Annotated in this window: 22 protein-coding genes and 3 tRNA genes; all 25 read left to right on the forward strand. The window is 48.4% G+C overall.

What is annotated here, in order from left to right:
* The first annotated feature begins 48 nt into the window (after positions 1-48).
* The 25 genes from AC0YOB_RS12525 to AC0YOB_RS12645 all read left to right on the forward strand — a co-directional run bounded on the left by AC0YOB_RS12525 (position 49) and on the right by AC0YOB_RS12645 (position 25,467).
* Positions 49-1,341, forward strand: a complete 1,293-nt coding sequence (locus AC0YOB_RS12525) for a dihydroorotase (protein ID WP_475793105.1) — start codon at positions 49-51, stop codon at positions 1,339-1,341.
* A 134-nt stretch (positions 1,342-1,475) separates the two neighbouring features.
* Positions 1,476-2,621 carry a glutamine-hydrolyzing carbamoyl-phosphate synthase small subunit gene (carA, locus tag AC0YOB_RS12530; RefSeq protein WP_475793106.1) on the forward strand — a complete coding sequence of 382 codons (1,146 nt, stop codon included), beginning with the start codon at positions 1,476-1,478 and terminating at the stop codon, positions 2,619-2,621.
* On the forward strand, positions 2,608-5,823 hold the full coding sequence (gene carB, locus AC0YOB_RS12535) for a carbamoyl-phosphate synthase large subunit (RefSeq protein WP_475793107.1): 3,216 nt from the start codon (positions 2,608-2,610) through the stop codon (positions 5,821-5,823). Before carA ends, carB begins: the two co-directional genes overlap by 14 nt.
* 67 nt (positions 5,824-5,890) lie before the next feature.
* The gene (gene pyrF / locus AC0YOB_RS12540; RefSeq protein WP_475793108.1) at positions 5,891-6,625 is read left to right on the forward strand and encodes an orotidine-5'-phosphate decarboxylase; all 735 of its coding nucleotides are present in this window, start codon (positions 5,891-5,893) and stop codon (positions 6,623-6,625) included.
* Between the two features lies 1 nt (position 6,626).
* Positions 6,627-7,274 (forward strand): orotate phosphoribosyltransferase, encoded by a 648-nt coding sequence (pyrE, locus tag AC0YOB_RS12545; RefSeq protein ID WP_475793109.1) that lies wholly within the window; start codon positions 6,627-6,629, stop codon positions 7,272-7,274.
* A gap of 259 nt (positions 7,275-7,533) precedes the next feature.
* Complete coding sequence (locus AC0YOB_RS12550; protein ID WP_475793110.1) at positions 7,534-7,779, forward strand: hypothetical protein; 246 nt, start codon at positions 7,534-7,536, stop codon at positions 7,777-7,779.
* Between the two features lie 238 nt (positions 7,780-8,017).
* Positions 8,018-9,031, forward strand: a complete 1,014-nt coding sequence (locus AC0YOB_RS12555) for an ABC transporter ATP-binding protein (protein WP_475793111.1) — start codon at positions 8,018-8,020, stop codon at positions 9,029-9,031.
* Positions 9,031-9,849, forward strand: a complete 819-nt coding sequence (locus AC0YOB_RS12560) for an ABC transporter permease (protein WP_475793112.1) — start codon at positions 9,031-9,033, stop codon at positions 9,847-9,849. The genes AC0YOB_RS12555 and AC0YOB_RS12560 overlap by 1 nt, the downstream gene beginning before the upstream one ends.
* A complete protein-coding gene (locus AC0YOB_RS12565; protein WP_475793113.1) occupies positions 9,833-10,663 on the forward strand; it encodes an ABC transporter permease in 831 nt (276 codons plus the stop codon). The genes AC0YOB_RS12560 and AC0YOB_RS12565 overlap by 17 nt, the downstream gene beginning before the upstream one ends.
* Before the next feature lie 380 nt (positions 10,664-11,043).
* Positions 11,044-11,844 (forward strand): ABC transporter ATP-binding protein, encoded by an 801-nt coding sequence (locus tag AC0YOB_RS12570; RefSeq protein WP_475793114.1) that lies wholly within the window; start codon positions 11,044-11,046, stop codon positions 11,842-11,844.
* Entirely contained in the window at positions 11,810-12,892 is a 1,083-nt protein-coding gene (locus AC0YOB_RS12575; protein WP_475793115.1) for an efflux RND transporter periplasmic adaptor subunit, read from the forward strand. The genes AC0YOB_RS12570 and AC0YOB_RS12575 overlap by 35 nt, the downstream gene beginning before the upstream one ends.
* Positions 12,893-12,895: 3 nt before the next feature.
* On the forward strand, positions 12,896-15,814 hold the full coding sequence (locus AC0YOB_RS12580; RefSeq protein WP_475793116.1) for an ABC transporter permease: 2,919 nt from the start codon (positions 12,896-12,898) through the stop codon (positions 15,812-15,814).
* Between the two features lie 7 nt (positions 15,815-15,821).
* Positions 15,822-16,703, forward strand: coding sequence for an ABC transporter ATP-binding protein (locus tag AC0YOB_RS12585; RefSeq protein WP_475793117.1), 882 nt, complete (start codon positions 15,822-15,824; stop codon positions 16,701-16,703).
* A gap of 5 nt (positions 16,704-16,708) precedes the next feature.
* Entirely contained in the window at positions 16,709-18,244 is a 1,536-nt protein-coding gene (locus AC0YOB_RS12590) for an ABC transporter substrate-binding protein (RefSeq protein ID WP_475793118.1), read from the forward strand.
* A gap of 192 nt (positions 18,245-18,436) precedes the next feature.
* Positions 18,437-18,601: a hypothetical protein gene (locus tag AC0YOB_RS12595; RefSeq protein ID WP_210046537.1), complete on the forward strand. Its 165-nt coding sequence runs from the start codon at positions 18,437-18,439 to the stop codon at positions 18,599-18,601.
* An 86-nt stretch (positions 18,602-18,687) separates the two neighbouring features.
* Positions 18,688-18,764 (forward strand) — tRNA-Met (locus AC0YOB_RS12600).
* Positions 18,765-18,785: 21 nt separating this feature from the next.
* Positions 18,786-18,862 (forward strand) — tRNA-Ile (locus AC0YOB_RS12605).
* A 19-nt stretch (positions 18,863-18,881) separates the two neighbouring features.
* Positions 18,882-18,970 (forward strand) — tRNA-Leu (locus AC0YOB_RS12610).
* A gap of 163 nt (positions 18,971-19,133) precedes the next feature.
* Entirely contained in the window at positions 19,134-20,078 is a 945-nt protein-coding gene (locus tag AC0YOB_RS12615; RefSeq protein ID WP_475793119.1) for a tyrosine-type recombinase/integrase, read from the forward strand.
* An 838-nt stretch (positions 20,079-20,916) separates the two neighbouring features.
* The gene (locus AC0YOB_RS12620; RefSeq protein ID WP_475793120.1) at positions 20,917-21,429 is read left to right on the forward strand and encodes a hypothetical protein; all 513 of its coding nucleotides are present in this window, start codon (positions 20,917-20,919) and stop codon (positions 21,427-21,429) included.
* A 55-nt stretch (positions 21,430-21,484) separates the two neighbouring features.
* On the forward strand, positions 21,485-21,670 hold the full coding sequence (locus AC0YOB_RS12625; protein ID WP_475793121.1) for a hypothetical protein: 186 nt from the start codon (positions 21,485-21,487) through the stop codon (positions 21,668-21,670).
* Positions 21,671-22,867: 1,197 nt separating this feature from the next.
* Entirely contained in the window at positions 22,868-23,080 is a 213-nt protein-coding gene (locus AC0YOB_RS12630; RefSeq protein WP_475793122.1) for a helix-turn-helix domain-containing protein, read from the forward strand.
* A 218-nt stretch (positions 23,081-23,298) separates the two neighbouring features.
* A complete protein-coding gene (locus AC0YOB_RS12635; RefSeq protein ID WP_475793123.1) occupies positions 23,299-24,333 on the forward strand; it encodes a hypothetical protein in 1,035 nt (344 codons plus the stop codon).
* A gap of 300 nt (positions 24,334-24,633) precedes the next feature.
* Positions 24,634-24,969, forward strand: a complete 336-nt coding sequence (locus AC0YOB_RS12640) for a hypothetical protein (protein ID WP_475793124.1) — start codon at positions 24,634-24,636, stop codon at positions 24,967-24,969.
* A gap of 39 nt (positions 24,970-25,008) precedes the next feature.
* Entirely contained in the window at positions 25,009-25,467 is a 459-nt protein-coding gene (locus tag AC0YOB_RS12645; protein ID WP_475793125.1) for a hypothetical protein, read from the forward strand.
* Positions 25,468-25,514: the final 47 nt, after the last annotated feature.

Raw genomic sequence — 25,514 nt, forward strand, 5'->3', positions numbered from 1 at the left:
CGGCTAATCAGATCAAATGCAAATGCCAAAAAGGAGAATTGAATAAATATGAGGTCCTTATGGATAGTAAACGGTCAAATATGGAATGAGAATAAAGAGCAGCTCGAAACCAGACATGTGAGGATTGAGAATGGCCTGATTGCCGCCATTGAAGACGGCGCAGCAGGGATTCCGGAAACAGCTGGATGTGAGGTTGTGGATGCGGCAGGAAAGCTGGTTTCCGCAGGATTGATCGACATGCACGTTCATCTGCGCGATCCCGGTTTTGAACATAAAGAAGATATTGCAACAGGCACCAGATCCGCTGCCAAAGGCGGTTTCACAACGATTGCCTGTATGCCCAACACCCGCCCGGTTACCGACACGCCGGAAACCGTCAGGTACATTCTGGACAAGGCGGCAGCTGAAGGCGTCGTTAAGGTGCTGCCCTACGCGGCCATAACCAAGAACGAGCTTGGCCGCGAGCTGACCGATTTTGCAGCGCTGAAGGAAGCTGGCGCAGTTGGCTTCACCGATGACGGTGTGGGCGTTCAGAATGCGCAAATGATGAAAAACGCCATGGCGCTGGCAGCTTCCATGGACATGCCGGTCATTGCCCACTGCGAAGACGATTCGCTCGTTGAAGGCCTGTTCGTCTCCGAGGGCAAATTCGCTGAACGCAGCGGCTTGAAAGGCATTCCCAACGAATCGGAGGCCATCCATGTCGGACGGGACGTTTTGCTGGCGGAATCGACAGGCGTCCACTATCATGTCTGCCATGTGAGCACCGAGCAGTCGGTTCGTCTGATCCGGCTCGCCAAGCAGGTCGGGATTAAAGTAACTGCCGAGGTCTGCCCCCATCACCTGGTTCTCTCGGATGAGGACATTCCGGGGATGGATGCCAATTGGAAAATGAACCCTCCGCTGCGGACGCCCCGCGATGTCGAAGCGGTTATCGAAGGACTCGAGGACGGAACGCTGGACATGATCGTGACCGATCATGCGCCGCATAGTGCAGAGGAGAAGGCGCGCGGCATGCAGCTTGCGCCGTTCGGAATTGTCGGCTTTGAAACAGCTTTTCCGCTCCTGTATACGAAATTTGTGCAGACTGGCAAATGGACGCTGGGCTTCCTGCTCAAGAGAATGACGACTGACCCTGCGCGGGTATTCAGACTCAGCAGCGGCAGGCTTGAAATCGGAGCGCCAGCGGATGTGACGATTGTGGATTTGGAGAACGAGCGGACGGTTGATCCGGACAGCTTCGTTTCCAAAAGCAATAATACGCCGTTTGGCGGCTGGAAATTATCCGGGTGGCCCGTGCTGACCATTGTGGACGGATCTGTGGTTTGGTCGGAACTGTAACATAACAGAGAGAAACATACTCAACTTAGATCAGTGTCTCGCGTCTGATGCGAACCTATTCTTCTGTCAGAGGAGCAGGAAACCGTTTAGGATGCGTTACAAGCAAAACTTTCAAACCTTTAGGAGTGATACGGATGCAAGCAAGATTGTTATTGGAAGACGGCACTTTGTTTACAGGCCTTGGCTTCGGCGCGGAGGGCCAGTCGGCCGGCGAAGTCGTGTTCAACACCGGCATTACCGGCTACCAGGAAGTCCTTTCCGATCCGTCCTACTGCGGACAGATTGTCACGATGACGTACCCTCTTATCGGAAACTATGGCATTACGCGCAATGATTTTGAATCCATCAGTCCGTTTATCCATGGATTTGTTGTGCGCCGTCATGAGCCGGTTCCGAGCAATTGGCGCGCTGAATATACGCTTGACCGCCTGCTGAAGGAATATGGCATTATCGGCATCAGCGAAATCGATACCCGCATGCTTACCCGTAAACTTCGTCATTTTGGAACCATGAAGGGCATTCTTACGACCGGCTCCGAGCGGGTGGAAGAGCTGCAGGAGCGTCTTGGCCTGACTCCGCTGATGACCGATCAGGTGGCCCGCACTTCGACCAAAAGCATCTTCTCAAGCCCGGGTGAAGGCGAGCGGATCGTATTGATCGATTACGGCGCAAAAAGCGGAATTCTCCGCGAGCTGACCAAGCGCGGCTGCGACGTCATCGTCGTGCCGCAGGACACGACAGCCGACCAAATCCGCCGCCTGAAGCCTGACGGCATACAGCTGTCCAATGGCCCCGGGGATCCCAAGGATGTCCCGCATGCGGCTGAAACCATCAAGGAGCTGCTGGGCGAATATCCGATGTTCGGCATCTGCCTGGGTCACCAGCTGTTCGCACTGGCCTGCGGCGCGGATACCTCGAAGCTGAAATTCGGGCACCGCGGCGGCAATCACCCGGTTAAGGAACTGGCGACCAACCGCTGTTACATTACCTCGCAGAACCACGGCTATACCGTGCTTGAAGACTCAGTGAGCGGCACTCAGCTGGAAGTGACGCATATCAACAATAATGACCGTACGATTGAAGGATTGAAGCATACGCAGTTCCCGGCTTTCTCGGTTCAATATCACCCGGAGGCAGCGCCAGGTCCCTTCGATTCCAGCTACCTGTTTGATGAATTCCTGCAAATGATCCGCACCCATAAAAAAGACAACCCACAGAGACCGCGTCAGGCGCAACTAGCGGAGTCATTGAGAGGAGAGCTGCAGTATGCCCAGAAATAATGAACTCAAAAAAATTCTCGTCATCGGTTCCGGACCCATCGTCATCGGACAAGCGGCGGAGTTTGACTATGCAGGCACGCAGGCCTGCCAGGCGTTGAGAGAAGAAGGCTTCGAGGTTGTGCTGATCAACAGCAATCCGGCAACAATCATGACCGATACGAATATGGCCGACAAAGTATACATCGAGCCGATTACGCTTGAATTTGTTACCCAAATTATCCGCCAGGAGCGTCCGGATGGATTGCTGCCGACGCTTGGCGGACAGACCGGCCTCAATATGGCGGTCGAGCTTGCCCGGGCAGGTGTGCTGGAGCGGGAGAATGTCAAGCTTCTCGGCACTCAGCTGACGGCTATTGAGAAGGCCGAGGACCGCGATCTGTTCCGCGATTTGATGCGCGAGCTGGAGCAGCCGGTACCGGACAGCGTTATTGTGACAACGGTGCAGGAAGCGGTCGATTTCGCCAATGAAATCGGTTATCCGATTATCGTACGTCCGGCCTACACGCTGGGCGGAACAGGCGGCGGCATCTGTCACAGCGAAGAGGAATTGCTTGAAATTGTAGCCTCGGGTATCCGCTACAGCCCGATCAGCCAGTGTCTGGTCGAGAAATCGATCGCCGGCATGAAGGAAGTTGAATATGAGGTTATGCGCGACGCGAACGACAACTGTATCGTCGTATGCAACATGGAGAACTTCGATCCGGTAGGCGTTCATACGGGCGATTCCATCGTTGTGGCGCCAAGCCAAACCTTGTCCGACCGCGAATATCAAATGCTGCGCTCGGCTTCGCTGAAAATCATCCGCGCCCTGAACATCGAGGGCGGCTGCAACGTACAATTCGCGCTTGATCCGCACAGCTATCAATATTATGTCATCGAGGTGAATCCGCGCGTCAGCCGTTCATCGGCTCTGGCATCCAAAGCGACCGGATATCCGATCGCCAAGATGGCAGCCAAAATCGCAATCGGCTATACGCTCGATGAAATCGTCAACCCCGTCACAGGCCAGACCTACGCTTGCTTCGAGCCGACGCTGGATTATATCGTATCGAAGATTCCACGCTGGCCGTTCGATAAATTCCTGTCCGCCAACCGCAAGCTGGGTACGCAAATGAAAGCGACCGGCGAAGTAATGGCGATCGGCCGCACATTCGAGGAATCGATTCATAAAGCGGTCCGGTCACTTGAAATCGGCGCGCACCGGATTCATCTGAAGGATGCGGCTGGATTGTCCGAGGAAACGCTCCGCACTCGGCTGGAGAAGCCGGATGACGAGCGGATGTTCCTTGTAGCAGAGGCCTTCCGCCGCGGATACGCGCTTCAGGATATTCAGGATTTGACGAAGATCGACTGGTGGTTCCTGGATAAAATCGAAGGCATCGTCCGCTTCGAGGATGAACTGCGCCGCGCTGAAGTACTGACCTACGAGCTGCTGTACCAGGCCAAGCGCAAGGGCTTCTCTGACCGCTCCATTGCGGAAATCCGCATGGAAGGCAATCACAGGGATCTGGCCAATGAGCATGATGTGCGCAAATTCCGTAAGGAACAGGGCTTGAATCCGGTTTACAAAATGGTAGATACCTGCGCGGCGGAATTTGAAGCAACCACGCCTTATTATTACTCGACCTATGAAACAGAGAATGAAGTCATCCAGACCTCCAAGGAGAAAGTGCTTGTGCTTGGCTCCGGTCCGATTCGGATCGGTCAGGGCATCGAGTTCGATTACTCCACCGTACATGCCGTGTGGGCCATTCAAAGCGCCGGCTATGAGGCGGTCATCATCAATAACAACCCGGAGACGGTTTCTACGGACTTCTCAACGTCCGACCGCTTGTACTTCGAGCCGCTGTTCTTCGAGGATGTCATGAACGTCATTGAGCAGGAGAACCCGATCGGCGTCATCGTGCAGTTCGGCGGCCAGACCGCAATCAATCTTGCGGCTCCGCTCACCAAGGCCGGCATCCGCATTCTGGGCTCGGATCTGGAAAGCATTGACGCGGCGGAAGACCGCAAGAAATTCGAAGCGCTGCTGCGCAAGCTGAATATCGCCCAACCGGAAGGGAAGACAGTCATCTCCGTCGGCGAGGCAGTCGAGACCGCTCAAGGACTCGGTTACCCGGTTCTGGTACGCCCGTCCTATGTGCTTGGCGGACGCGCCATGGAAATCGTCTATTCCGATGAGGAGCTGCTCATGTACATGGAGCAGGCGGTAAAAATCAATCCGGAGCATCCGGTCCTGATCGACCGTTATATGCTCGGCAAGGAAGCGGAAGTCGATGCGATCTGCGATGGCGATACCGTGCTGATTCCGGGAATTATGGAGCATGTCGAGCGTGCGGGCGTCCATTCCGGCGACTCCATTGCGGTATATCCTCCACAGTCTCTGTCTGACAGGCTGAAGCAGCAAATGGTCGATATTACGATTAAAATCGCCAAGGAGTTCAAAGTCATCGGACTTGTGAACATCCAGTTCGTTATCTACCAGGACGAAGTATACGTTATCGAAGTCAATCCGCGTTCCTCGCGTACGGTGCCGTTCCTGAGCAAAGTGACGAACATTCCAATGGCCAATCTGGCGACCAAAGCCATTCTGGGCGAGAAGCTGTTTGATCTGGGCTACAGCGAAGGACTATGGCCGGAAGATGACTTTGTTTCGGTAAAAGTGCCGGTATTCTCGTTTGCGAAGCTCCGCCGCGTTGACCCGACACTTACGCCGGAAATGAAATCGACCGGAGAAGTGATGGGCCGCGATCAGCAGTATGCCAAAGCGCTGTACAAAGGTCTGATCGGCGCCGGTATGCGAATTCCGCCAACAGGTGCGATCATCGCGACGGTGGCTGACAAAGACAAGCCGGAAGCGCTTGAAATCCTGCGCGGCTTCTACGATCTTGGCTACAACATCATTGCCACGGGCGGAACGGCAGCATCGCTCAAAGCCGCAGGGCTTCGCGTGAAAACCGTCAACAAGCTCAGCGAAGGCTCGCCGAACATCCTGGATCTGATCCGCGATGGACAGGCGCATTTCGTGGTCAATACGCTGACCAAAGGCAAGACACCGGAGCGTGACGGCTTCCGCATCCGCCGTGAAGCGGTGGAGAACGGCGTTGTCTGTATGACTTCGCTGGATACCGTCCGCGCGCTGCTGAATATGCTCGAGACGATTAACTTCTCATCCCGTCCGATGCCGGTTCTGCAGAAATAAAAGGCCATAAAAGCCTGCCCACAAGCAGGCTTTTGCCATGCGTTCGCAAAATTTCGGAGGTGGGTTCATGATTAAGCTGTCTCGTGAGGAAGCGGCAGGGCGCATTATGGTAGCCCTTGATTATCCCGATGCCGCCGCAGCCGAAGGGCTGCTTCGCAGTCTGGAGGGTATTCCCTGCTACATGAAAGTGGGCATGCAGCTCTTTTACGCCGCCGGCCCTGGCTTTGTAGCCGGACTGAAGGAGAGGGGCTACCGGATTTTCCTGGATTTGAAGATGCATGATATCCCCAATACCGTCAAAGGCGGGGCGGGCAGCATCACGAAGCTTGGGGTTGATATTTTCAATGTACATGCAGCCGGGGGCGTCCGGATGATGGAAGCTGCCCTTGAAGGGGTGGATGCGGCATTTGACAGTTCCGGCAGCCAGAAGCGTCCTGCGGTTATTGCGGTAACTCAGCTGACAAGTACAAGCCGGCTTACGCTCAATGGGGAAATCGGCATTGAAGGAAGTGTCGAGGACGCCGTTCTGCGTTATGCCCGGATCGCCAAACAGGCGGGACTCGACGGCGTAGTTGCGTCGCCGCAGGAAGTACAGTCCATCAAAGCCGCCTGCGGCGCAGCTTTTCAAACGATCACGCCGGGCATCCGTCCGGCAGGCGCGGACGTCAATGATCAATCACGGATTATGACGCCGCGCGAAGCGCTCGTAGCAGGAACTGATTATATGGTAATTGGCCGTCCCATTACGGCTGCTCCCGATCCGCGGGAAGCGCTTGAATCCATTCTGAGGGAGATGCTATAAGATGACGATACCTTTATTGGAACAGCTGCCTGTTGAAATTGCCAAAGCCTTGCTGGAAATTAACGCGGTGATGCTGCGTCCCGCAGATCCCTTCACCTGGACGTCGGGATTGAAATCGCCGATCTACTGCGACAACCGCTTGACGATGTCCTATCCGGAAATCCGTGACCGGATTGCGGAAGGGTTCGCTGCCGTTATACGGGAGCGCTACCCGGACTGCGAGGCTGTTGCGGGGATCGCGACAGGCGGAATTCCGCATGCCGCCTGGGTGGCTCAGAAGCTGAACCTTCCGATGCTGTATGTGCGGGATAAAGCCAAGGGACACGGCAAGACGAACCAGATTGAAGGCCATTTCACGCCAGGCCAAAAGGTGGTCCTGATCGAGGATCTGATCTCTACAGGCGGCAGTTCTCTCAAAGCGGCTGTAGCGGTGCGGGACGCGGGCTGCGAGGTGCAGGGGGTCATTGCCATCTTCACCTATCAGTTCCAGCTGGCGATCGATGCTTTTGCCGCACAAAATATTACGCTGGATACGTTATCAAACTATACCGCATTAATTGAAGTGGCCGTACAGAACGGCGCAGTACAGCAAAGCGAAGTGGAGCTGCTGCTCGAATGGCGGGAGAATCCGCAGGCCTTCGGGCAATAAATGACGCTTAAACATAGCAGAGAACATGGGAATCATCCATGTTCTCTTTTTTTGAAATATAAGAAAGCATAAAATTCGACCTATACTTTGCTTATATGTTTGAGGAAGAAACTAACGCTGCCGCCAAAAGGACGGCAGCGTTAGTTTCTTTTTCATTCAATTGGTTCAAATCCTATAAACCTGTGTAATAAGTAAAAACGCTGCTGCATACAATAGCTTATCCACCCAATAGAATCTGATAATGAGAGGGCAAAACGATATGAACAACACCTATTTTGAACATTTATTCGAAACTACAGGCGACCTGCTTTACCGTGTACGCATCTACGATCGGGAATTAACAAAGGTTGACGAAATCATCGAAATGGATGAAGCCTACAGCATGATCGAGAGAAAGCTGAAAAGAATGGACAACGACGCCTGGAAGGAACGGGCTGCCCATAAGCTCCAGCAAATGAAGTACAGGCTGGTTACGATGATGGAGGATTTATTATTTACCGCCTGACTTATGGATCGTAATAAAATGCTTGCCAAACCGTTTATGGGATAGTAATATGTTACATTAAACGGAAGGGTTTCTAGGGCTCCGCCACCGGGCGAACCGAGCGAAACCAGGCAAAGGACGATAGTCATGCCACACCGTAGGGATAAAAGACCTTCGGCAAGTTCCGCCTCACTTATAGTGGGCGGCGTTTGCGGAAGGTCTTTTTTGCTATTTTATAAAAAGGGGGCGGACGGCCAATATGATCGCTTTGCGAACCAATGGATTGTGCAAGACGTTCCGGGTGAAACGAAAATCGGCAGGTCTGAGCGGAAGTATCCGGGCCTTGTTCAGACCGGAGTGGGAGGAAAAACAGGCGGTGGGCGGCATCGACCTCATTGTTCATGCCGGGGAAACGGTCGCTTTTCTCGGTCCGAACGGGGCCGGCAAATCGACGACCATCAAAATGCTGACCGGCATCCTTCATCCCACCTCGGGAAGCGCGGAAGTACTTGGCTTCACGCCGTGGCGCGACCGCTCCCGGCTTTCGTACCGGATAGGCGCTGTTTTCGGCCAGAAATCTCAGCTGTGGTACCATCTGCCGCCGATTGATACGTTTGATCTGATCAGCCGGGTATATGAGTTGAACAGAAGCGATTATCTCGCAAGACGCGCAGATTTGATTGAACGCTTTGAACTGGGGCCGTATCTGTATACGCCGGTCCGCAAGCTGTCGCTTGGCGAAAGAATGCGCTGCGAAATCGCAGTCACCTTCCTTCACCGACCGGAGCTGCTGTTTCTGGATGAGCCGACCATCGGGCTGGATGTCGTGGTGAAGCAGCGCATTCGCGAGCTGATCAGGCAGTGCAACCGCGAGGAAGGCACGACGGTGTTCTTGACCTCCCATGATGCCGGAGACGTTGAGGAGCTTTGCGCCCGGGCGGTAGTCATCCATCATGGCGGCATTCTGCTGGACGCGCCTGTGGAGAAATTGAAGCGCGACGTCATGAACAGCAAGACGATCGTATTAACGTTGTCCGCATCCCATACGGGATCTGTTCAGCCGGCGGTAGCAGGAGCAAGCCTGGTTTCTGCAGAAGGAAGGCGGATGAAGCTGGCTGTGGATCTGCGGCAAACCGATATTGAAACCGTGCTTGGCGCTCTGCTTACGCAGGTCAGGCTTGAGGATGTGACGATAGAAGATCCGCCCATGGAAGAGATTATTAAGCATATTTACGGGATGAGTGCGGCCGGGACGGGAGGGGAAGAGAGCTAATGAGCGGACGATTGCTGAAGTGGCAGGCCAAAAGCTTGAAGGCGGGAGCGGTTTCCCGGATAACCGTGCGCCAGCAGCTGGCGTACAAAACTGATTTTGCGATGCGCGCGATTTTTCTGCTGGTCATTCTCTATGTTTTTACCCAGCTGTGGTCGGCAGCTTATGAAGGAGATAGCGAGCGGGTTATCTCCGGCTTTACACTCAAGCAGATCGTCTGGTATCTGGTATTCACCGAGGCGTTGACCATGGCGGTTCCTTCCCTCTGCCTGCGCATCGAGGAAGAGGTGAAGAACGGCGATATTGCGATCCGGCTTATTCGGCCGCTGTCTTATGTGGGCTATCATTATATTTCCTATATAGCGGAATCCGTCTTTCGCTTTGCCGTTCATCTGGTGGTGGGCAGCATGATTGCCTGGACTTTCGTCGGCGCGCCGTCGTTCGGTCTTGGATGGCTCGGTTTTCTGTCTCTTAGCTTAGGTTCGCTTACCCTTGCCTTCCTGCTTAATGCTGCGGTAGCTTTAACGGCTTTCTGGGTGGAGGAAACCCGGGGAATGGAGTTTGTCCTGCAAAAGCTGCAGTTTACGGTAGGCGGCATGCTGCTGCCCATCGATTTGATGCCGGAGTGGCTGCAGCGGGTTTGTGCATGGCTGCCCTTCCAGGCCGTCTTGTACTTTCCTGCCCGGACGGCCGTCAATTATGAGCATGCGCCCATGCTGCAGCAGTTTGCCATTCAAGCAGCCTGGATATCGATCATGGCGCTTGTTGTGATATTCATCTACCGGAGAGGGGTGGCGAAGCTTCATGTCAATGGGGGATAGGGCAGTTAGCCGCAGAGCAGGCGGATCATTTCTGTCAAACGTACGTTTTCTGCTGACCTGCTGGAAAGTGAATTTCGCATCGGCGATGGAATACCGGATCAGTTTTTTCCTCATGGCCGGCATGATGTTTGTGAATAACTTTATGTGGCTGTTCTTTTGGAGTCTGTTCTTTAACCGGTTTCCGGCCGTCAATGGCTGGGATCTTAACGATGTGATGATGCTGTGGGCTGTCGGTGCAGGAGGCTTTGGATGGGCCAGTATGCTGTTTGGCAACTTTCACCGGATTGCGTCGATTGTCGCCGCAGGTCAACTGGATGTCTACCTGTCGCAGCCGAAGCCCGTGCTTCTCCATGTCATTGCAAGCCGGATGTCGCTTACTGCGATAGGGGATTTTGCCTTTGGCATCGCGGTGTATCTGCTGGTGGGCCACCATACAATTATCGGGGCGCTGCTGTTCACAATCGCTATGCTTATCAGCGGTGTTTTATTCATGGCGGTCATGATTATTGCCGGCTGCTGCTCGTTCTTCATGGGGAATTCCGAGGGGATTTCACAGCAGGTATTCAACGGGTTTCTTGCGCTCACCACCTATCCTTCAGATATTTTTCGGGGATTGGCCAAGATGCTGTTGTTCTCATTGGTTCCCGCAGGTTTCATCAGTTATTTGCCCATAGGCATGCTGAAGCATTTTAACCCTTTGTTTGCTTTCAGCGCCATAGCTATTACTGTTCTGCTGTTTGCTGCAGCGGTGGTGTTTTTTCAAATCGGTCTGCGTCGTTATACATCAGGCAATGCCATCGCCATGCGGGGCTGATCCTTCAACGGGAATGCCATTCCCTTCATCCGGATCGAACCGTGTTCGGGCCGCCGTCAACATGACGGCGGCCTTTGTTCAAATCTAAGCAACGTATAAAACGTTCCCATACTTTGCATGGATTTCTAATGGAAGAAACTAACTGCGCTTCCAAAAGGACGGGATAACCGTTTATTCTTGATGTCTGCTATAAAGTCAGGGTATCCGCGTAATTAAGCGATAAATCCATAATTCAGGAAATTTATGTGGTAATGCTGCCACTTTATTAAAAATTTATCTAATCGTGCCACTTTATTCGTAACTTTTTGTCCTTGAGCTCCGTCTATACGGTATATTGGGATTAAAGAATTCTAATGAGGAAGGGGGTCACGGATACCAGCATGGCATTGTGGAGACGCAAACAAACCGAATCAGTTGCCATTATCGAGCCTTCGGCAGAGCCGGCACTTGAACCGACAGAGTTGGTTAAACAAGAGGTCAGGGCTGAACTGAAGCAATTGGCGGAGAGCGGCAAGCCGCTCTTGTCTGTCGAATCAGTGGAGCGGACGTTCCAGGTCGGCGGACAGCCGCTTCATGTTCTAAAGGGCATTAACATGGAGCTAAAGCCCGGGCAGCTCGTCATGCTTCGCGGGCGATCCGGATCCGGCAAGACGACACTGCTCAACATGATCGGGGGACTAGATCAACCGACGAAGGGACAGATTTTTTTTCATGAGCTGCCTTTTCACAAGATGAATGATGATCAAAGGACGTCTACAAGGCGCAAGCAGATGGGCTTTATTTTTCAGGCCTTCGCGCTTATGCCTCTGTTATCGGCCTATGAGAATGTGGAGCTGTCGCTGCGGATGGCCGGGACGCCCAAGGGCGAATGGAAATCGCGGGTGCATCATTGTCTGGAGCTGGTGGGCCTGACCAAGCGGATGAATCACCGACCCTTTGAGCTCTCGGGGGGCGAGCAGCAGCGTGTGGCCATTGCCAAGGCGATCGCGCACCGCCCGCTGCTGCTGCTGGCGGATGAGCCGACGGCGGATCTGGATTCGCAGATGTCAGCCCAAATCATGTCGGTTTTTCAAACGATTATCCGCACGGAGCAAGTTACAATTTGTATGACAACGCACGATCCTACGATTTTGGAGGTTGCCGATCATGTTTACGAAATGGTTGACGGAAGGTTCATTTAAGCGGACAGCCGCAGTTATTCTGGGGGCTGCACTCGTGTTCACAAGCGGCTGCTCGCTGCTCCCCAATGAGGACCCGGAGGAAGTGCTGCCTGAGATCACGCCGCCGCAAATTTCGAAGAAGCCGGAATATGAGGTGACGACGACGACGCTTGAATCGAAAACAACGGGAACCGGCAAGATTATCTCGCTGCGGGAAGAGACGATGTATTTTACGCTTGAAGGCAAGCGCCTTAAGGATTTGAACGTAAAAGCAGGGCAAAAGGTTACAGCCGGTCAGGTTATCGCCTCCTTGGACGTCGATGATTTGGTGAAGACTTTGCGTTCCGACAAACTGCAGTTTAAGAAAGACGAAGTGCAAATGAAAGATACGCTGCGCAAGAAGGATGAAATGGACCCTGTCGATTTTGAAATGGCTGTCGTCGATTTTGAGGCCAAGCGCCAGCAGCTGGTGGAAGCCCAGGCTGAGATCGATAAGGCGACGATCAAGGCACCGTTTACGGGAACCGTCGTTTCCTTGTCGGTGATGAAAGGCGATTCCATTACGGCTTATGATCCGATCTGCGTGATTGCGGACACGGCTCAATTAACGGCCGGAGCCAAGATGACACCGGAAGAACTGACGGGAATCAGCGTCGGCATGCCGGTAACTGTGGACATTAACGGAGCCGGCGAGGTCAAGGGCACGGTGAAGCAGCTGCCTGTTGTTGAACAGGAGGATGAGAATGTGGGCAACGGTGGTGGTGGCGGCAACGGCAATGCCCCGGAAAAGCCTGAGCGTCCTGAGGATTTTCTTATTGTAGAGCTCGAGAAAATGCCGGCGAAGGCCGTGCGTGGAACGCTTCTGTCCATCAGCATCACCACATCGCGCAAGGAAAATGTCATTGTTATTCCTCCTTCGGCTCTTCGCACCATCGGTTCGCGCACGTATGTCCAGGTTGTTGACGATCAGGGCAAACGCGAGGTGGATGTCGAGGTTGGCGAACAGACAGCCACAGAAATTGAAATTATAAAAGGTTTAACGCCTGGACAGAAAGTCGTAGGTCGATAGACGATGGGGATGCCGTTATTTCGCTTTTTGTTCCGCAAAATGTGGAACACGCGATGGATGACGCTAAGCTCGCTTGCCGGTCTGATTATTGCCGTAGCATTCGCGACTAGCATTCCGATGTATGCGGACGGCGCCCTTAAACGGGTTGTCGCGCAATCGCTGAAGGAAGAAAGCAGCGGATTGCCCGCGGGATCGCTGCTTATGCGCTATCAGGCGACAGGCGGCGGCAGCACGGATGTGAATGCACTGACGGAAGTATCGCGTTATGTCAAAGAAGATGTTCCTCCCGATATCGGGTTTCCTTACAATACTTATGTTCAGAATTTGGCAATCCGCAGTGCGGACATTACGCCTGAAGATCCTACCAAGGTGGATGCCAGCCGTTCCAGGCAAATGTCTTTAACCTCCATGTCGGGGCTTGAGGACAAAAGCGAGCTGACCCAAGGGCGCTGGTTCGCCGATGCTGTAGGCGACGATGACGTGGTTGAAGCGGTGATCATGGAAGAAGCCATGTACAGAAGTGATATACATATCGGTGATGTGTTCGAGTATCCGATATACAGCGGATTGAATTTGACGCTGCGGGTAAAGATCGTCGGCGCCTATAAACCGCTGAGCGAGACGGACCCCTATTGGTATCAGGGGCTTGAAGGCATGATGAGCACGCTGCAAATTGGCGGGACCGCCTTCGAGAAGGGTCTCCTCCAGGACCGTAAAATCCCTCTTCATACGGCGAATTGGTATTATGCCTTTGATTTGGGAGAAATCCAGACGAGTCAATTGTCACCTCTGGAGAAAACGCTGGATCGCCTCAATATTGAATTGTACCAGCGGCTCAAGGATACGAAGGTTGAAATTTCCTTCGCCAGTCTGCTGAGTGAATTCCGGACACAAAGTCTCCAGCTTCAGCTGCTGCTCTTTACATTGGCGGCGCCGATGCTGGCGATGGTATTCTACTTTATTGCGATGAATGCAAGGCAATCGCTCGACAAGCAGCGAAGCGACATCGCGGTGCTTCGCAGCCGGGGAGCGGGCACAAGGCAGATTATTTGGATCTATCTGCTCGAGAGCATTGTGCTGGGCATTATTGCTCTGATCATCGGTCCTTCCATTGGATGGTTTATGGCCAAGAGCATCGGTTCAGCCAATGGATTCCTGGAGTTTGTCAACCGTCAATCGATTCCGGTCGGCTTCTCTACGGAAGCGATCATCGCCGGGCTTGCGGCTGTCGTCCTTGCGATGCTGGCAACGGTTATTCCGGCTGTTATCTATGCCAGATCTTCGATCGTCAATTACAAGCAGCAGCTTGCCCGATCGGATCGAAGGCCGGTATGGCAGCGCTGGTACCTGGATGTACTGCTGCTGGGAGCGGCCGGATACGGCTGGTATTTGTTCAATGAACGGCAGATGATTTCGTTCCAAAGCGGGATGACTACGGACCAATTGAATGTCCAGCCGTTCCTGTTCTTTGTTCCGGCGCTGGCGATCTTCGCGATGGGGCTTTTCTTCCTGCGCGTGTTCCCGTGGCTGCTGAAGCTCTTTAATTGGCTTGGCCGGAAGCTGCTGCCGGTGCCGCTTTACTTGACACTGACTCAGCTCTCCCGTTCGTCGAAAGGTTATTATCCGCTTATGATTCTGCTTATTTTGACGCTTGGTCTGGGCGTATACAATGCCTCGGCAGCCCGGACCATTGACCTGAACTCTACGGAGCGAACGCTCTACAAGTTTGGAACAGACGTCATTATGCAGACAGTCTGGGAAGGAAAGGCCGAAGTGATCGATACCGGAGGCCAAAATGGCGGCGGTGGCGGCCAAAACGGCGGCAGCGGTCAAGGTGGCGGCCAGGGCAGCGGCGGAGCAGGAGGCGGTGGAGGAGCTGGCGGCGGCGGCGGCCAGGGCGGTGGTTCCACGGTTCCGACGCGAATCAATTACTCGGAGCCGCCTTTCGAAATTTTCCGCAAGCTTGACGGTGTGGAAGCAGCGGCCCGCGTGCTGCAGACCAAAGGTAATGTAGTTATCTCCGGACGTTCCATCGGTCAAGGGACATTGATGGGAATCGATAATGTCGATTTCTCCAAGGTTGCCTGGTTCCGGGATGATTTGTTCCAGACGCATCCTTTCAATTATTTGAACTATCTGGGTATGTATGAGCAGGCAGCAATTATTCCCTCCGGTGTCGCGGAGAAATATCAGCTGAAGCTTGGGGATGTCGTTTCGGTCGGCTTGCAGGAAGGGATGATCGATTTTGTCGTTGTCGGCATTGTGCCTTACTGGCCTGCCCAATACCCGGATCAGTCACCTTTTGTCATTGCCAATCTGGATTATATCTATGATCAGGTTCCGATCATTCCTTATGATGTATGGCTGAAGATGAAGCCTGGCGCGCTTACGGGGCCGATCATGAAGAAGCTGGAGAGTCAGGGAATTGAACTTGCGGGCGTCCAGGATGTCCGCATCGAGCTGGCGGCTCAAGCCAAGCATCCGACCAGGGGCGGCGTCTTCGGTATTCTGAGTCTGGGTTTTCTGGTCTCGATCATCGTATCGCTTACCGGTTATGTACTCTATTGGTTCTTTAATCTATCAGGCAGGATCGTACAATTCGGCGTTCTTCGAGCCATGGGCTTGTCGCGCAGGCAGTTGACAGGCATGCTCCTGCTGGAGCAGATTTTTACAGCCGGCTTGTCGATCGGCCTCGGCATATTGATTGGAAAGATTGCGAGTTTGCTCTTCCTGCCCTTTCTGCAGACATCGGAAAATGTCACGAATTCGGTTCCGCCGTTCCGGGTGGTTTTCGATTCGAAGGATACGACACAATTATATATTGTCGTAGGTGCCATGATGCTTCTGGGAGCGGCGCTGCTGCTGGTGCATATCCGCAGATTGCGTGTGCATCAGGCGGTGAAGATGGGAGAGGAGCGTTAATACCAACATGATTACATGCGAAGGCCTTGTCAAAATTTATAAAACCGAAGATCTCGAAGTTGTTGCTCTTCAAGGACTGAATCTGAACGTCCGCGAGGGCGAGATGATGGCGATCATCGGCAACAGCGGCAGCGGGAAATCCACCCTGCTTAACATTCTGGGAGGGCTTGACCGGCCCTCTGCCGGTTCCGTCACAGTCGGTCCCTGGGATTTGCTCAAGATAACCGATGAGCAGCTCGTCTCTTACAAAAGGGACACCGTGGGCTTTATCTGGCAGAACAACGCGCGCAATCTGCTGCCTTATTTAACGGCGCTGGAGAATGTGGAGATGCCGATGATGCTGTCATCCAAGCTGGACCGCCCTTATGCCAAGCAGCTGCTGGAATGGGTGGGTCTGAAGGAGCGGATGCACAATAAGCTCCATCAGCTTTCAGGCGGGGAGCAGCAGCGCGTAGCCATAGCGATCTCATTGTCCAATCATCCGAAGATGCTGCTGGCCGATGAGCCGACCGGCTCGGTCGATTCACGGACCTCGGACATGATTATGGATATCTTTCGAAAATTAAATCGTGAAATCGGGATTACGATCGTGATTGTAACCCATGATCTTTCGCTGGCAGGCAAGGTGGACCGTGTCGTGGCGATTCGCGACGGGCTGACCAGTACGGAATTTATTAAACGGAATCCCAACATAGATGCAGATGGCAACATCAGCCTGTCGCAGCAGGGCGTAGGCGAGGTTCATGAGGAGTATGTGGTGGTCGACCGGGTTGGCCGGCTCCAAATACCCAAAAATTATTTAACGGCTTTAAAGATTACCGATAAAGCGTCGATGGAATTCGATGGCGAGCGCATAATTATTTCGCCGCCAAAATCATTGGAGGGATAACCGTAATGGAACTCAAGGTCAAACCTAAAGGAAAATCAGTCATCCGCAGAGCCTCTGCGCTTGTATTGTCGCTCGCTCTTGTATCGACCGTGCTTGCAGCCTGCTCGAAGGGAGACAGCGGCAGCGATGCCGAGCGGCATGTTCTGCGAATTGGTTTCATGTACTCCAATTCGGATAATGAGCCTTATCTGCGCCAGCAATTTACGGACTCTTATGAGTTGACACATCCCAATGTGGATATCGAAATCGCGGCGGCAATCAATTATGATGATCAACGCTTTCAGCAGCCGGATGCGAACAACAAACAACCAGATCCGTACGAGAAGCTGAAGGAAATGCTCGTTGGCAGCAATCCGGTCGATGTTGTCGTTCTGGAATCCGCTTATCTGAAGCGTCTGGTACAGGATAATATGCTGAAACAGCTGGACCCGCTTATTCAGGAAAGCAAGTTCGATATCGAGGATTTTGTGCCTGCTGTCATCAATGGAATCAAAGATGCTGGCGATAACAACATCTATGCCTTGACGCCGACATTCAGCGCGTCTGCTCTTTACTTCAACAAGAAAATATTTACCGATGCCGGCGTCACGCCGCCGACTGATAATATGCAGTGGCCGGATATACTGGCACTGGCGGAGAGAGTTGCCAAGGGAGAAGGAAAAACACGCACCTTCGGCTTTTCGTTCAACCGCTGGAGCGGCGACGGCTTTTCTGATGCGCAGAACTATGCGGCACCGCTGCAGCTCATGATGTTTGACAAAAAAGGCGAGAAAATGACCGTTGATACGCCGCAGTGGAATAAAGTGTGGACCGACGTCGTCAATTTGTATAAGAAGAAAATTGTTCCTTCGCAGGCGGATATGAATTTTGATAATGGGATGGCATCCAGCAGTTCCAAACCGGTCTTTAATCCGTTCCAGGGCGATTTGTTCCTGAGTGGACGCGTCGCGATGACAATCGGCGGCTATGATTATGTGAACGAGCTGGCAAAAGCCAAGGACTACTCGGCTACAAACAAAGATATCAAACCGATCGATTGGGATGTCGTAACCGTTCCTACCTTTCCCGAAGCGCCAGGCGTGGGTGGAAGTATTTATCTGAGCAATCTGATGGCCATCAATGCGAAAGCGCAAAACAGCGAGGATGCCTGGGAATTCATTCAATTCAATAACAGCAAGGAATGGGCAAAGCTGAAATCACGCAGCACCTACGAGATGGTGGCCCGCAAATCGTTCCTCAAGCCCAAGGATGGCATGAGCTATAATATCGGCGCTTTCTACGCTCTCAAGCCAGTACCGCCGCAGGACATTGAGCTGGATAAATTATACCGGGACAAACAGGGCCTTTATCAAGTGAACCAATTGGGCCAACCTCTCTTCCAGGAGGTTGTCGATGGCAAGAAGTCAGTGGATGCCGCGCTCAAGGAATGGCAGACTAAAGGCGATTCTTTTCTGCAAAAGCTTAAAACAGATCCGAATGCCATGCTTGACCCTGCTGCTGGAGGCGGCGGAGGAAAAGTCATATATAACTCCGGAGGCTAACACTCCGTCACTGCCGCACAATCGTGCGGCAGTATTTTTTTGAAGCGTAAGAACGGTTATTTTTTCTAAGGGAGGAAACTTGGGTTAGCCTCAACCGGACGGCGACTGCCGTTTCTTTTTGTCCGCTGAAGAAGACTTATTTCTTCCTTAAATGGACAACCTATTGGAAAAATGGTAATGGAGGTTGTCTTCATGCGATGGGTATATTGGATCCGTTTGTATGAAACGAAGTTTCAGGCGGGATGTCTGGTAAGCCGAATGGAGAGTGACTGGTGGGTTTATGGCTATGAAAGTCCCCGGGAAATCGAGGTATTCCAGTCGCGGAAAGGGCGTTTCGGAGTCCGGTATGTCCCTTGATAAAAAAATCTTGACTTAATATTGGAATGTGTTGTATATTATATCTTGTCGCCATTCAAATGACGTTGTTGTGAAAATGGTACTTTCGCGGGGTGGAGCAGCCCGGTAGCTCGTCGGGCTCATAACCCGAAGGCCGCAGGTTCAAATCCTGCCCCCGCAACCAACCTTTCGATTATTATCTTAAGGGCCCTTAGCTCAGTTGGTTAGAGCGGTCGGCTCATAACCGATTGGTCGGGGGTTCGAGTCCCTCAGGGCCCACCATCTCATACACGTCACTCATGCCGGGGTGGCGGAACTGGCAGACGCACAGGACTTAAAATCCTGCGGTGGGTGACCACCGTACGGGTTCGATTCCCGTCCTCGGCACCATTACAAAACCTTGATTTTACTAGGTTTTTATGATGTACATACTTGTAGTAAATTTGATAGTCCTGTGTGGTTAATTTAAGTACACAGGATTCACGAAAAGCCGATAATACCTCCTTTGCAGTATCTGACTAAATCAGATGCAGTCGAAGGAGGTATTTTTGTTATGCGTATAACGAAAGTTAAAAAAGCGGCACCCGCAACAATGGAAGAAGCATTAACTCAATTTATCAATTGGAAGAAAGCAAACAACCTCAGTGAACAAACTATTCTCGATTACACCACTCATGTTAATCTTCTCTTTAAACGTTTTCCCAATGCAGCAGAATCGTATGAACACCTTGAGAAAGCGGTATATGAACACTTGGGACAAGAGAATATCAAACCAGCAACTTATAATAATCGTTTGGTTTATTTGCGAACATTCTTCAAATGGTGTGTAGAACAAGGAGTATTGTCTGATAATCCACTGGATAGCTTTAAAAAACGAAAAGATGAGGGTAGAATCGTTCAAATTGATGAGAATGTACTTACTGATCTTCTTCAATTACCTAATCAAAGCACGTATGCTGGATTACGCGATTACGCACTGCTGTTGATTTTCCTAGACAGCGGTATACGCCCGAAAGAAGCTTTTAGCTTGATGGAATCAGACTATAATAATCGTTCTTGTGAACTTACAGTAACCGCAGAGAAGGCAAAGACAAGAATATCACGAACACTTCATATATTACCCCAAACGGCAAAGGCAATAAATGAGTTGCTATCCGTACGTCCAGAGGAATGGAAAAACAAAGCTCCACTCTTTTGTACAAATGAAGGTAAGCCGTTAAACCGGCATACTTGGGGGGACAGAGTCGAAATGTATTGTAAGAAGCTTGGAACACGATTTCATCCTTATGCTTTACGTCATGCATTCTCAATTATGTTTCTGCGCGGCAAAGGAAATGCTTTTGCGCTCCAAATGATGTTAGGACACGTAGATATGACTATGACAAAACGGTATGTAAGATTAACGAATAGTGACGTAAAAGAGCAACATTCGATGGCTTCTCCTGTTAATAGAATACTTCCTCAGAAGAAACGATTACGGAATATTGAGGGGAAATGAGGTTTAAGCCGTGATAACTAGAAATAATGTATCGCGTTATGGGGGAGGATGATATTACAGCTCAAAGGCTTGTAAAACTCGCTAAAGGCATTCTAAGCCTAGTATGGCGCATATGGGAAATGATACCTTAAATGAGCGTCGAGAAGCCATAAGAGCCGAAATTGAACGTCTAAGAGTGGATTGGGACAGCATATTAATATCCTCAGAACAAGAGGGTATGGGAGGACTCCACGTTAGGAGTCCTTTTTTGTTAGAGCGTTATTTTAAACTTACATTTAATAATTCTACTCGATTATATTTGTCCTTCCTCCATGTCACTGAGAATGGTAACATATACCTATTCATGAAATCCAATGTCAGTTTTAGGGTGTGTTTAATTAACTGAAAACCAATAGAATTGCTGATTCATTCATAGAACAAAAAAATCTATCAGGAGGTTTTTTTTATAAATGAGTTTTAAAAACAATATGAGAAGACATGCCATCAGGAAAGCCAAACAACACTGGAAGAGAGAAATTGGATATTACGATAATACATCCTCTGACAGTAATTCGAGATCTAGTGACTATTTTGATTATTCTAAATCGTCGATAAGGATGGAACAAGAACTGCGTGAAAAACATAAAATTACAGCCCCACCATCCATAAAAAAATTATCATTCAGTGGATCCAAATGTTATTGATTCTAATTTTCGTGCTTATGTTTTTTATTTATTTGCTGTATTTACAACATAAAAGTTAATAGGATTAAATAAAAAAGTTAGTAATGGTGCGACTGAAATAGTCAGCATATATCTAACTTAGCATTTAAAATATCATTTTCAATGAGGAGGCTTAGATGTATTACATAAGGGATATCTTTTCTGAAGAGAATGTAGTTAAAATGATTGTTGCTGCATTACCAACATTAATAATAGCTTTTATAATCCCATTTCATTCAATAAGAATTGCACTCAAACAATTTTATTCTCAGAAGTGGTGGGAACAAAAATCATCAAATTATGCAATGATCATTGAACAAATTGCTATTTTTAAACATGCGGCAGAAACGTTGTTTGATCATTATACTAGCACTCAAAATCCATCAAATGAATTTACGAAAAAGTATAATACCATTAAATATGATGCATTAGGTGAAGTGAAAAAATATAAGTCAAAAGGTGTTTTTATTTTTCCTCAAGAAGCAGTTGATACGATTTCGATTTTTATTAAACAAGTTGAGAATGGAGACATTTATGATTGGCAAGGGGCGCTTGATGACGAAGTGGGATTTTCAGACGAATGTATTGCTAAATTAAAAAAAATTGCGTTGAAGGATTTACGAATAAAGAATAAGAATTTAAGAAATTAATAAATTTGTTGATTGAGTAGACAGACACATTGCATAAAGTTAGGAACGAGGTGATATGATGGCAACAATTGAACACGTAATTCTTACATGTGAGTTTTCACATAAATGGTTTATTAATGAAGAACATTTAGAAGACTGTATAGGAAACACCTTATTAGAGGTTTTAAATTATTTAGGTCAAGATGGATGGGAATATGCAGGTCGTCTAGGAGACCAGCGATATGTGTTATTAAGACGCTAAAGAATAGAAGTGTAACAAGTTGATTTCTGCAAGCATTGCTTGAATGAAGATAGATTGAAGTTGATTTCATCTTATTAGCAATGATGTGTTTATGAGATGAGATTTTTTGTGGTTGGAAGAAAGACTTATTTCTTCGAGATAAAAATAACCTTCATACAACAATTAGCCATGACATGTCATGGCATTTTTTTATAACGTGTGTTTTTCGGTTAGTTCACCATAACTATATAACGGAGGAATCGAACTGCAGAATAACGATATTTTCTTCGGATACTTACTCTCGATAATTAGTAATTATATTTTCACGATACGATAGATATGTTCACATCAATATTTGAGGTGTGATAGTTGTTTAAACCTTTAAAAGCCTTTAATCATATAAAACCTTTCAAACATTTTAAAGAATTTAGTTTATTTAACCGTGCCGATTACTCTGTATCATTCGTCATCGATGATAAACGCCCATAACGAAATGAAGTTTTTCCACTTTGCCCATAATCACAATTATGGGAAAAAGCTTGATAATTGGAGGGGGGATGGTTTGCAGATGAAAATCAATGGTTTCACTGCAACAGCGCCTAAACACATACTCACGGACTTCCGACTTCGATTTACGAACGATCCCTAATATCTGTAACAAATCGCTTTCGTGATTACGATAATGCTCTTTCGTGAAGTTATTAATTTTATTCGATAATCACATCTCTATGTACAGTGACTGTGCTGCGTCTCTAATTGTGATTTTGGAGGAAAGACGAGTTTGAGAATAGTTTCAACCTCGTTTAAAGGTTTGAAACCTTTCATACCTTTGCAAGCTTTCAGAGAATTTCAATGTGGTAAAAACACTTTAAAAGGTAGCGCGACATGCAATCTGAGAACCTTTAAAGTACCTTTAACGTTGTTCAAACCTTGCAAACCTTTAAATGTCTTTAAAATCTGTAATGCTATGAATCGCTGCAACTGTGTGCAATGCATTTAGACATTTAAGAAAGTCGATTTTCTAAAATGTACGATTTACGGCATATATATAATATGTATTATATCTAGATAAATCTATTTCAGATGTATATCTATATATTATATATACACCGCAAATCGCACGTTATTGATTTTCAACATCCCCTGCCAAATTACTTAACTTTTTAAGCTGCCATCACTTAATTAGTTAAGAAGACAATTTTGAGGGGGAGTTACAGAATGCAATTTGAGTTTAGTGTAAGGCAAGGATACCAGTTGTTGAGAAAGCAGCAGAAGATAAAATTAAAAGACCTTGCATCAAAAATCGGGGTATTGGTTCCTATGTTATCAATGTACGAGAACGAAATTGTGAACCTTCACAAAGAAAAGGAAAAACAATATCGTGAGTTCATTATTAGTGCGGTTGGTAACGAAGGGGATGGATCATTGTGAACAGGACATTTACAACAGAATATTTTTACTGTTACTCGGTACCTTTGTTCAAGTTTCTTAAAATGGACAAGGGTATTTCTTTTATTTGCTATGCTCTTCACTCTAAAACTCTTATGCCCTTCTGGATGTTCGAAAAAAACAATGAGTTAGAGATAGCCTTGAAGGAATACCAGTGTAGGTAATGATTATAGAATAGTGAATATATAGAGGTGGTTGGCTTGGCTATTAACAGTGGTACTTATTATGACGAAAAACAGCTTAGAATGATTTTAGGGGCAGATGGAGAAAGTAAGCATAGAATATACATGCCAAATGGGGTTTTCAACGACTTGGTCAAATGCGAAGATTTCAAATCAAGAAAGGCAAATGCGACTCACATAGCATTTGCCTTTTCTTATCTTTATTTAGCTTCGTACATGTATAGATATGCTCGTTTTACTTATTATGAAGACTACTTTAGAGAGAATTTTATTGATGATAAGGTCATGTACATGATCTGCAACACTTCACCTGACAGTAGAGGAAAAGAAGGGAAAAGTTATATCACCAAGAAACAAGGTATCCTTTCGAAGTTAGGTTACTTGCGAAAGGAAGGTGATTATCCTATAAGCTATGATTATTACACTGATGAATATGGAAATACAGATTATAATTTTGTAGATTGGCACATGTATTCATCCCAAAATAGATTGACTGGGGTATTTGATAAACCAAGGGCTAGAGTGATTAATTTTCCTGTAAGAGGTATTTATGGAGATGAACAATCAGAAAGAGAGAATGAAGTAACAGGTTATTTCTATCGCTTCGAAAACACCACTGAGGTGGACATTAATACATTTATCTTCTGCATGAAGCACAGCGATATAGGAGTCGTTGGATTCTATTTGTATTCTTTCATCAAGAGTATGAATAGCTACTTCGGAGGTGAATACAATAGCCCCATTGAACAAATAGTTGTAAACACTGGTATAAAGAGTACTAAGCTTTCAGAAGCAATAACAACATTGGAAGCGCATAATATGATTACAAATTCCCACAGCACTTTTGTGCCTTTTTTGTCTCAGGATAAGAGTATTCCAGCGAATGGTTACAGGACACTGAATAGAACTCAATTTACTGATTCAAGAAGGGAAGTAGAGGTACGGAAAGTTATGAGTCAAGCGGCATACGAAAGGACAGGAGGAAGATATCTATATGAAGATTCATCTATTGAAGAAAATGATGATGACGAACTGAATGATCTCCCTTTTTAAATAGTACTTTATTTGGCATAAATTTACAAATTGTATTTGGTATGGTATGCTCTCGTAATAATACCTTTATGAAAGAGATGAGTGTCGTGTCTATAAGTTTCCATATAGATCGGAATCCCGAGACAAAATCATACGGTTTTTACGAGCAAAGTAGCTACTAAGCTACTTTGCTTTTTTTTACGAAAAATTGGTGCTGCACTTTATTTGGCATTCGTTGAGTAGGGGGGTTGAAATGTAATTATAACTGCATGAATCAGTAAGTCAGATGAAACTAAAACAAACCAATATGGAGGGATTTCAATGTCTGAAATGCAAGCTTCAAATATGAATGGCAGCGTCCCACTCGAATCATTAATTGGTCATGAAGTGAAAGTCAAAGTTAAGGGTGTTCTACCAATGGCAAAAGGAATGGCTCGTGATTACAAGGAGTTTATTCTAGCTGTCGAGCCTAATCAAAATATGAGCGACTATAGAGTGTATATTCGCTTAATATCTAGTGGTAAAACGCGGAGAAGAGTATCAGATTATTCACGATTCTTTTCCCAAATACAGATCACTTTAGTTGAAGATGGAGAAATGATTAATGTTCATTATTCGGAAGTTCAGGACTTATTGAAGACTCTAAAACGATTCTAAATGGAAGATGAGTTTTATTTAGAATGAAGGAGCGGGATTATGAAGAAAAACCAAGACAATAATAATACCTCACATTCACTCGAAGGTAAAAGTTTAGAGGATCTGTGGAAAATCTATCTGGGTAAAGAAGAACTTGAAAAAGAAAAAGCAAAGTATGAAGCTCGGAAACTAAAGTCAGATTATCAGGAAGAAGCAATTAACTTGGTCACTTGTTCGCTGTGTGGAAGTGATGATGTACCAAATGTTTTATTGGATATTCCGTTAAAATCAAACAATAAGCGGTTATTGAGCGTAAAGGTGTATGGCGCACAATGTTCAAATCCAGATTGTTTAGAGCAATACTATGATTCTTATGCTCTTGATGCTATTAAGGATATTGAGTATTGGTTGAATATGCGAGAGCATCATGATCGAATAGTCCCTTTTCATCTTCTTAGTAAGGAAGCACGCGAATCAATTGCACGAGCCATGCGTGATGATGATGACGATGAAGAATAAGCAATAATTAACAAAGCCTATGAGCAAATTCAAGCTCGTAGGCTTTT

The sequence above is a fragment of the Paenibacillus sp. JT31N17 genome, assembly GCF_056269255.1.

Excerpts from the sequence above, each read along its gene's own strand:
- AC0YOB_RS12525 (WP_475793105.1), top strand. The coding sequence starts at position 49 with ATGAGGTCCTTATGGATAGTAAACGGTCAAATATGGAATGAGAATAAA.
- carA (WP_475793106.1), top strand. The coding sequence starts at position 1,476 with ATGCAAGCAAGATTGTTATTGGAAGACGGCACTTTGTTTACAGGCCTT.
- carB (WP_475793107.1), top strand. The coding sequence starts at position 2,608 with ATGCCCAGAAATAATGAACTCAAAAAAATTCTCGTCATCGGTTCCGGA.
- pyrF (WP_475793108.1), top strand. The coding sequence starts at position 5,891 with ATGATTAAGCTGTCTCGTGAGGAAGCGGCAGGGCGCATTATGGTAGCC.
- pyrE (WP_475793109.1), top strand. The coding sequence starts at position 6,627 with ATGACGATACCTTTATTGGAACAGCTGCCTGTTGAAATTGCCAAAGCC.
- AC0YOB_RS12550 (WP_475793110.1), top strand. The coding sequence starts at position 7,534 with ATGAACAACACCTATTTTGAACATTTATTCGAAACTACAGGCGACCTG.
- AC0YOB_RS12555 (WP_475793111.1), top strand. The coding sequence starts at position 8,018 with ATGATCGCTTTGCGAACCAATGGATTGTGCAAGACGTTCCGGGTGAAA.
- AC0YOB_RS12560 (WP_475793112.1), top strand. The coding sequence starts at position 9,031 with ATGAGCGGACGATTGCTGAAGTGGCAGGCCAAAAGCTTGAAGGCGGGA.
- AC0YOB_RS12565 (WP_475793113.1), top strand. The coding sequence starts at position 9,833 with ATGTCAATGGGGGATAGGGCAGTTAGCCGCAGAGCAGGCGGATCATTT.
- AC0YOB_RS12570 (WP_475793114.1), top strand. The coding sequence starts at position 11,044 with ATGGCATTGTGGAGACGCAAACAAACCGAATCAGTTGCCATTATCGAG.
- AC0YOB_RS12575 (WP_475793115.1), top strand. The coding sequence starts at position 11,810 with ATGTTTACGAAATGGTTGACGGAAGGTTCATTTAAGCGGACAGCCGCA.
- AC0YOB_RS12580 (WP_475793116.1), top strand. The coding sequence starts at position 12,896 with ATGGGGATGCCGTTATTTCGCTTTTTGTTCCGCAAAATGTGGAACACG.
- AC0YOB_RS12585 (WP_475793117.1), top strand. The coding sequence starts at position 15,822 with ATGATTACATGCGAAGGCCTTGTCAAAATTTATAAAACCGAAGATCTC.
- AC0YOB_RS12590 (WP_475793118.1), top strand. The coding sequence starts at position 16,709 with ATGGAACTCAAGGTCAAACCTAAAGGAAAATCAGTCATCCGCAGAGCC.
- AC0YOB_RS12595 (WP_210046537.1), top strand. The coding sequence starts at position 18,437 with ATGCGATGGGTATATTGGATCCGTTTGTATGAAACGAAGTTTCAGGCG.
- AC0YOB_RS12615 (WP_475793119.1), top strand. The coding sequence starts at position 19,134 with ATGCGTATAACGAAAGTTAAAAAAGCGGCACCCGCAACAATGGAAGAA.
- AC0YOB_RS12620 (WP_475793120.1), top strand. The coding sequence starts at position 20,917 with ATGTATTACATAAGGGATATCTTTTCTGAAGAGAATGTAGTTAAAATG.
- AC0YOB_RS12625 (WP_475793121.1), top strand. The coding sequence starts at position 21,485 with ATGATGGCAACAATTGAACACGTAATTCTTACATGTGAGTTTTCACAT.
- AC0YOB_RS12630 (WP_475793122.1), top strand. The coding sequence starts at position 22,868 with ATGCAATTTGAGTTTAGTGTAAGGCAAGGATACCAGTTGTTGAGAAAG.
- AC0YOB_RS12640 (WP_475793124.1), top strand. The coding sequence starts at position 24,634 with ATGTCTGAAATGCAAGCTTCAAATATGAATGGCAGCGTCCCACTCGAA.
- AC0YOB_RS12645 (WP_475793125.1), top strand. The coding sequence starts at position 25,009 with ATGAAGAAAAACCAAGACAATAATAATACCTCACATTCACTCGAAGGT.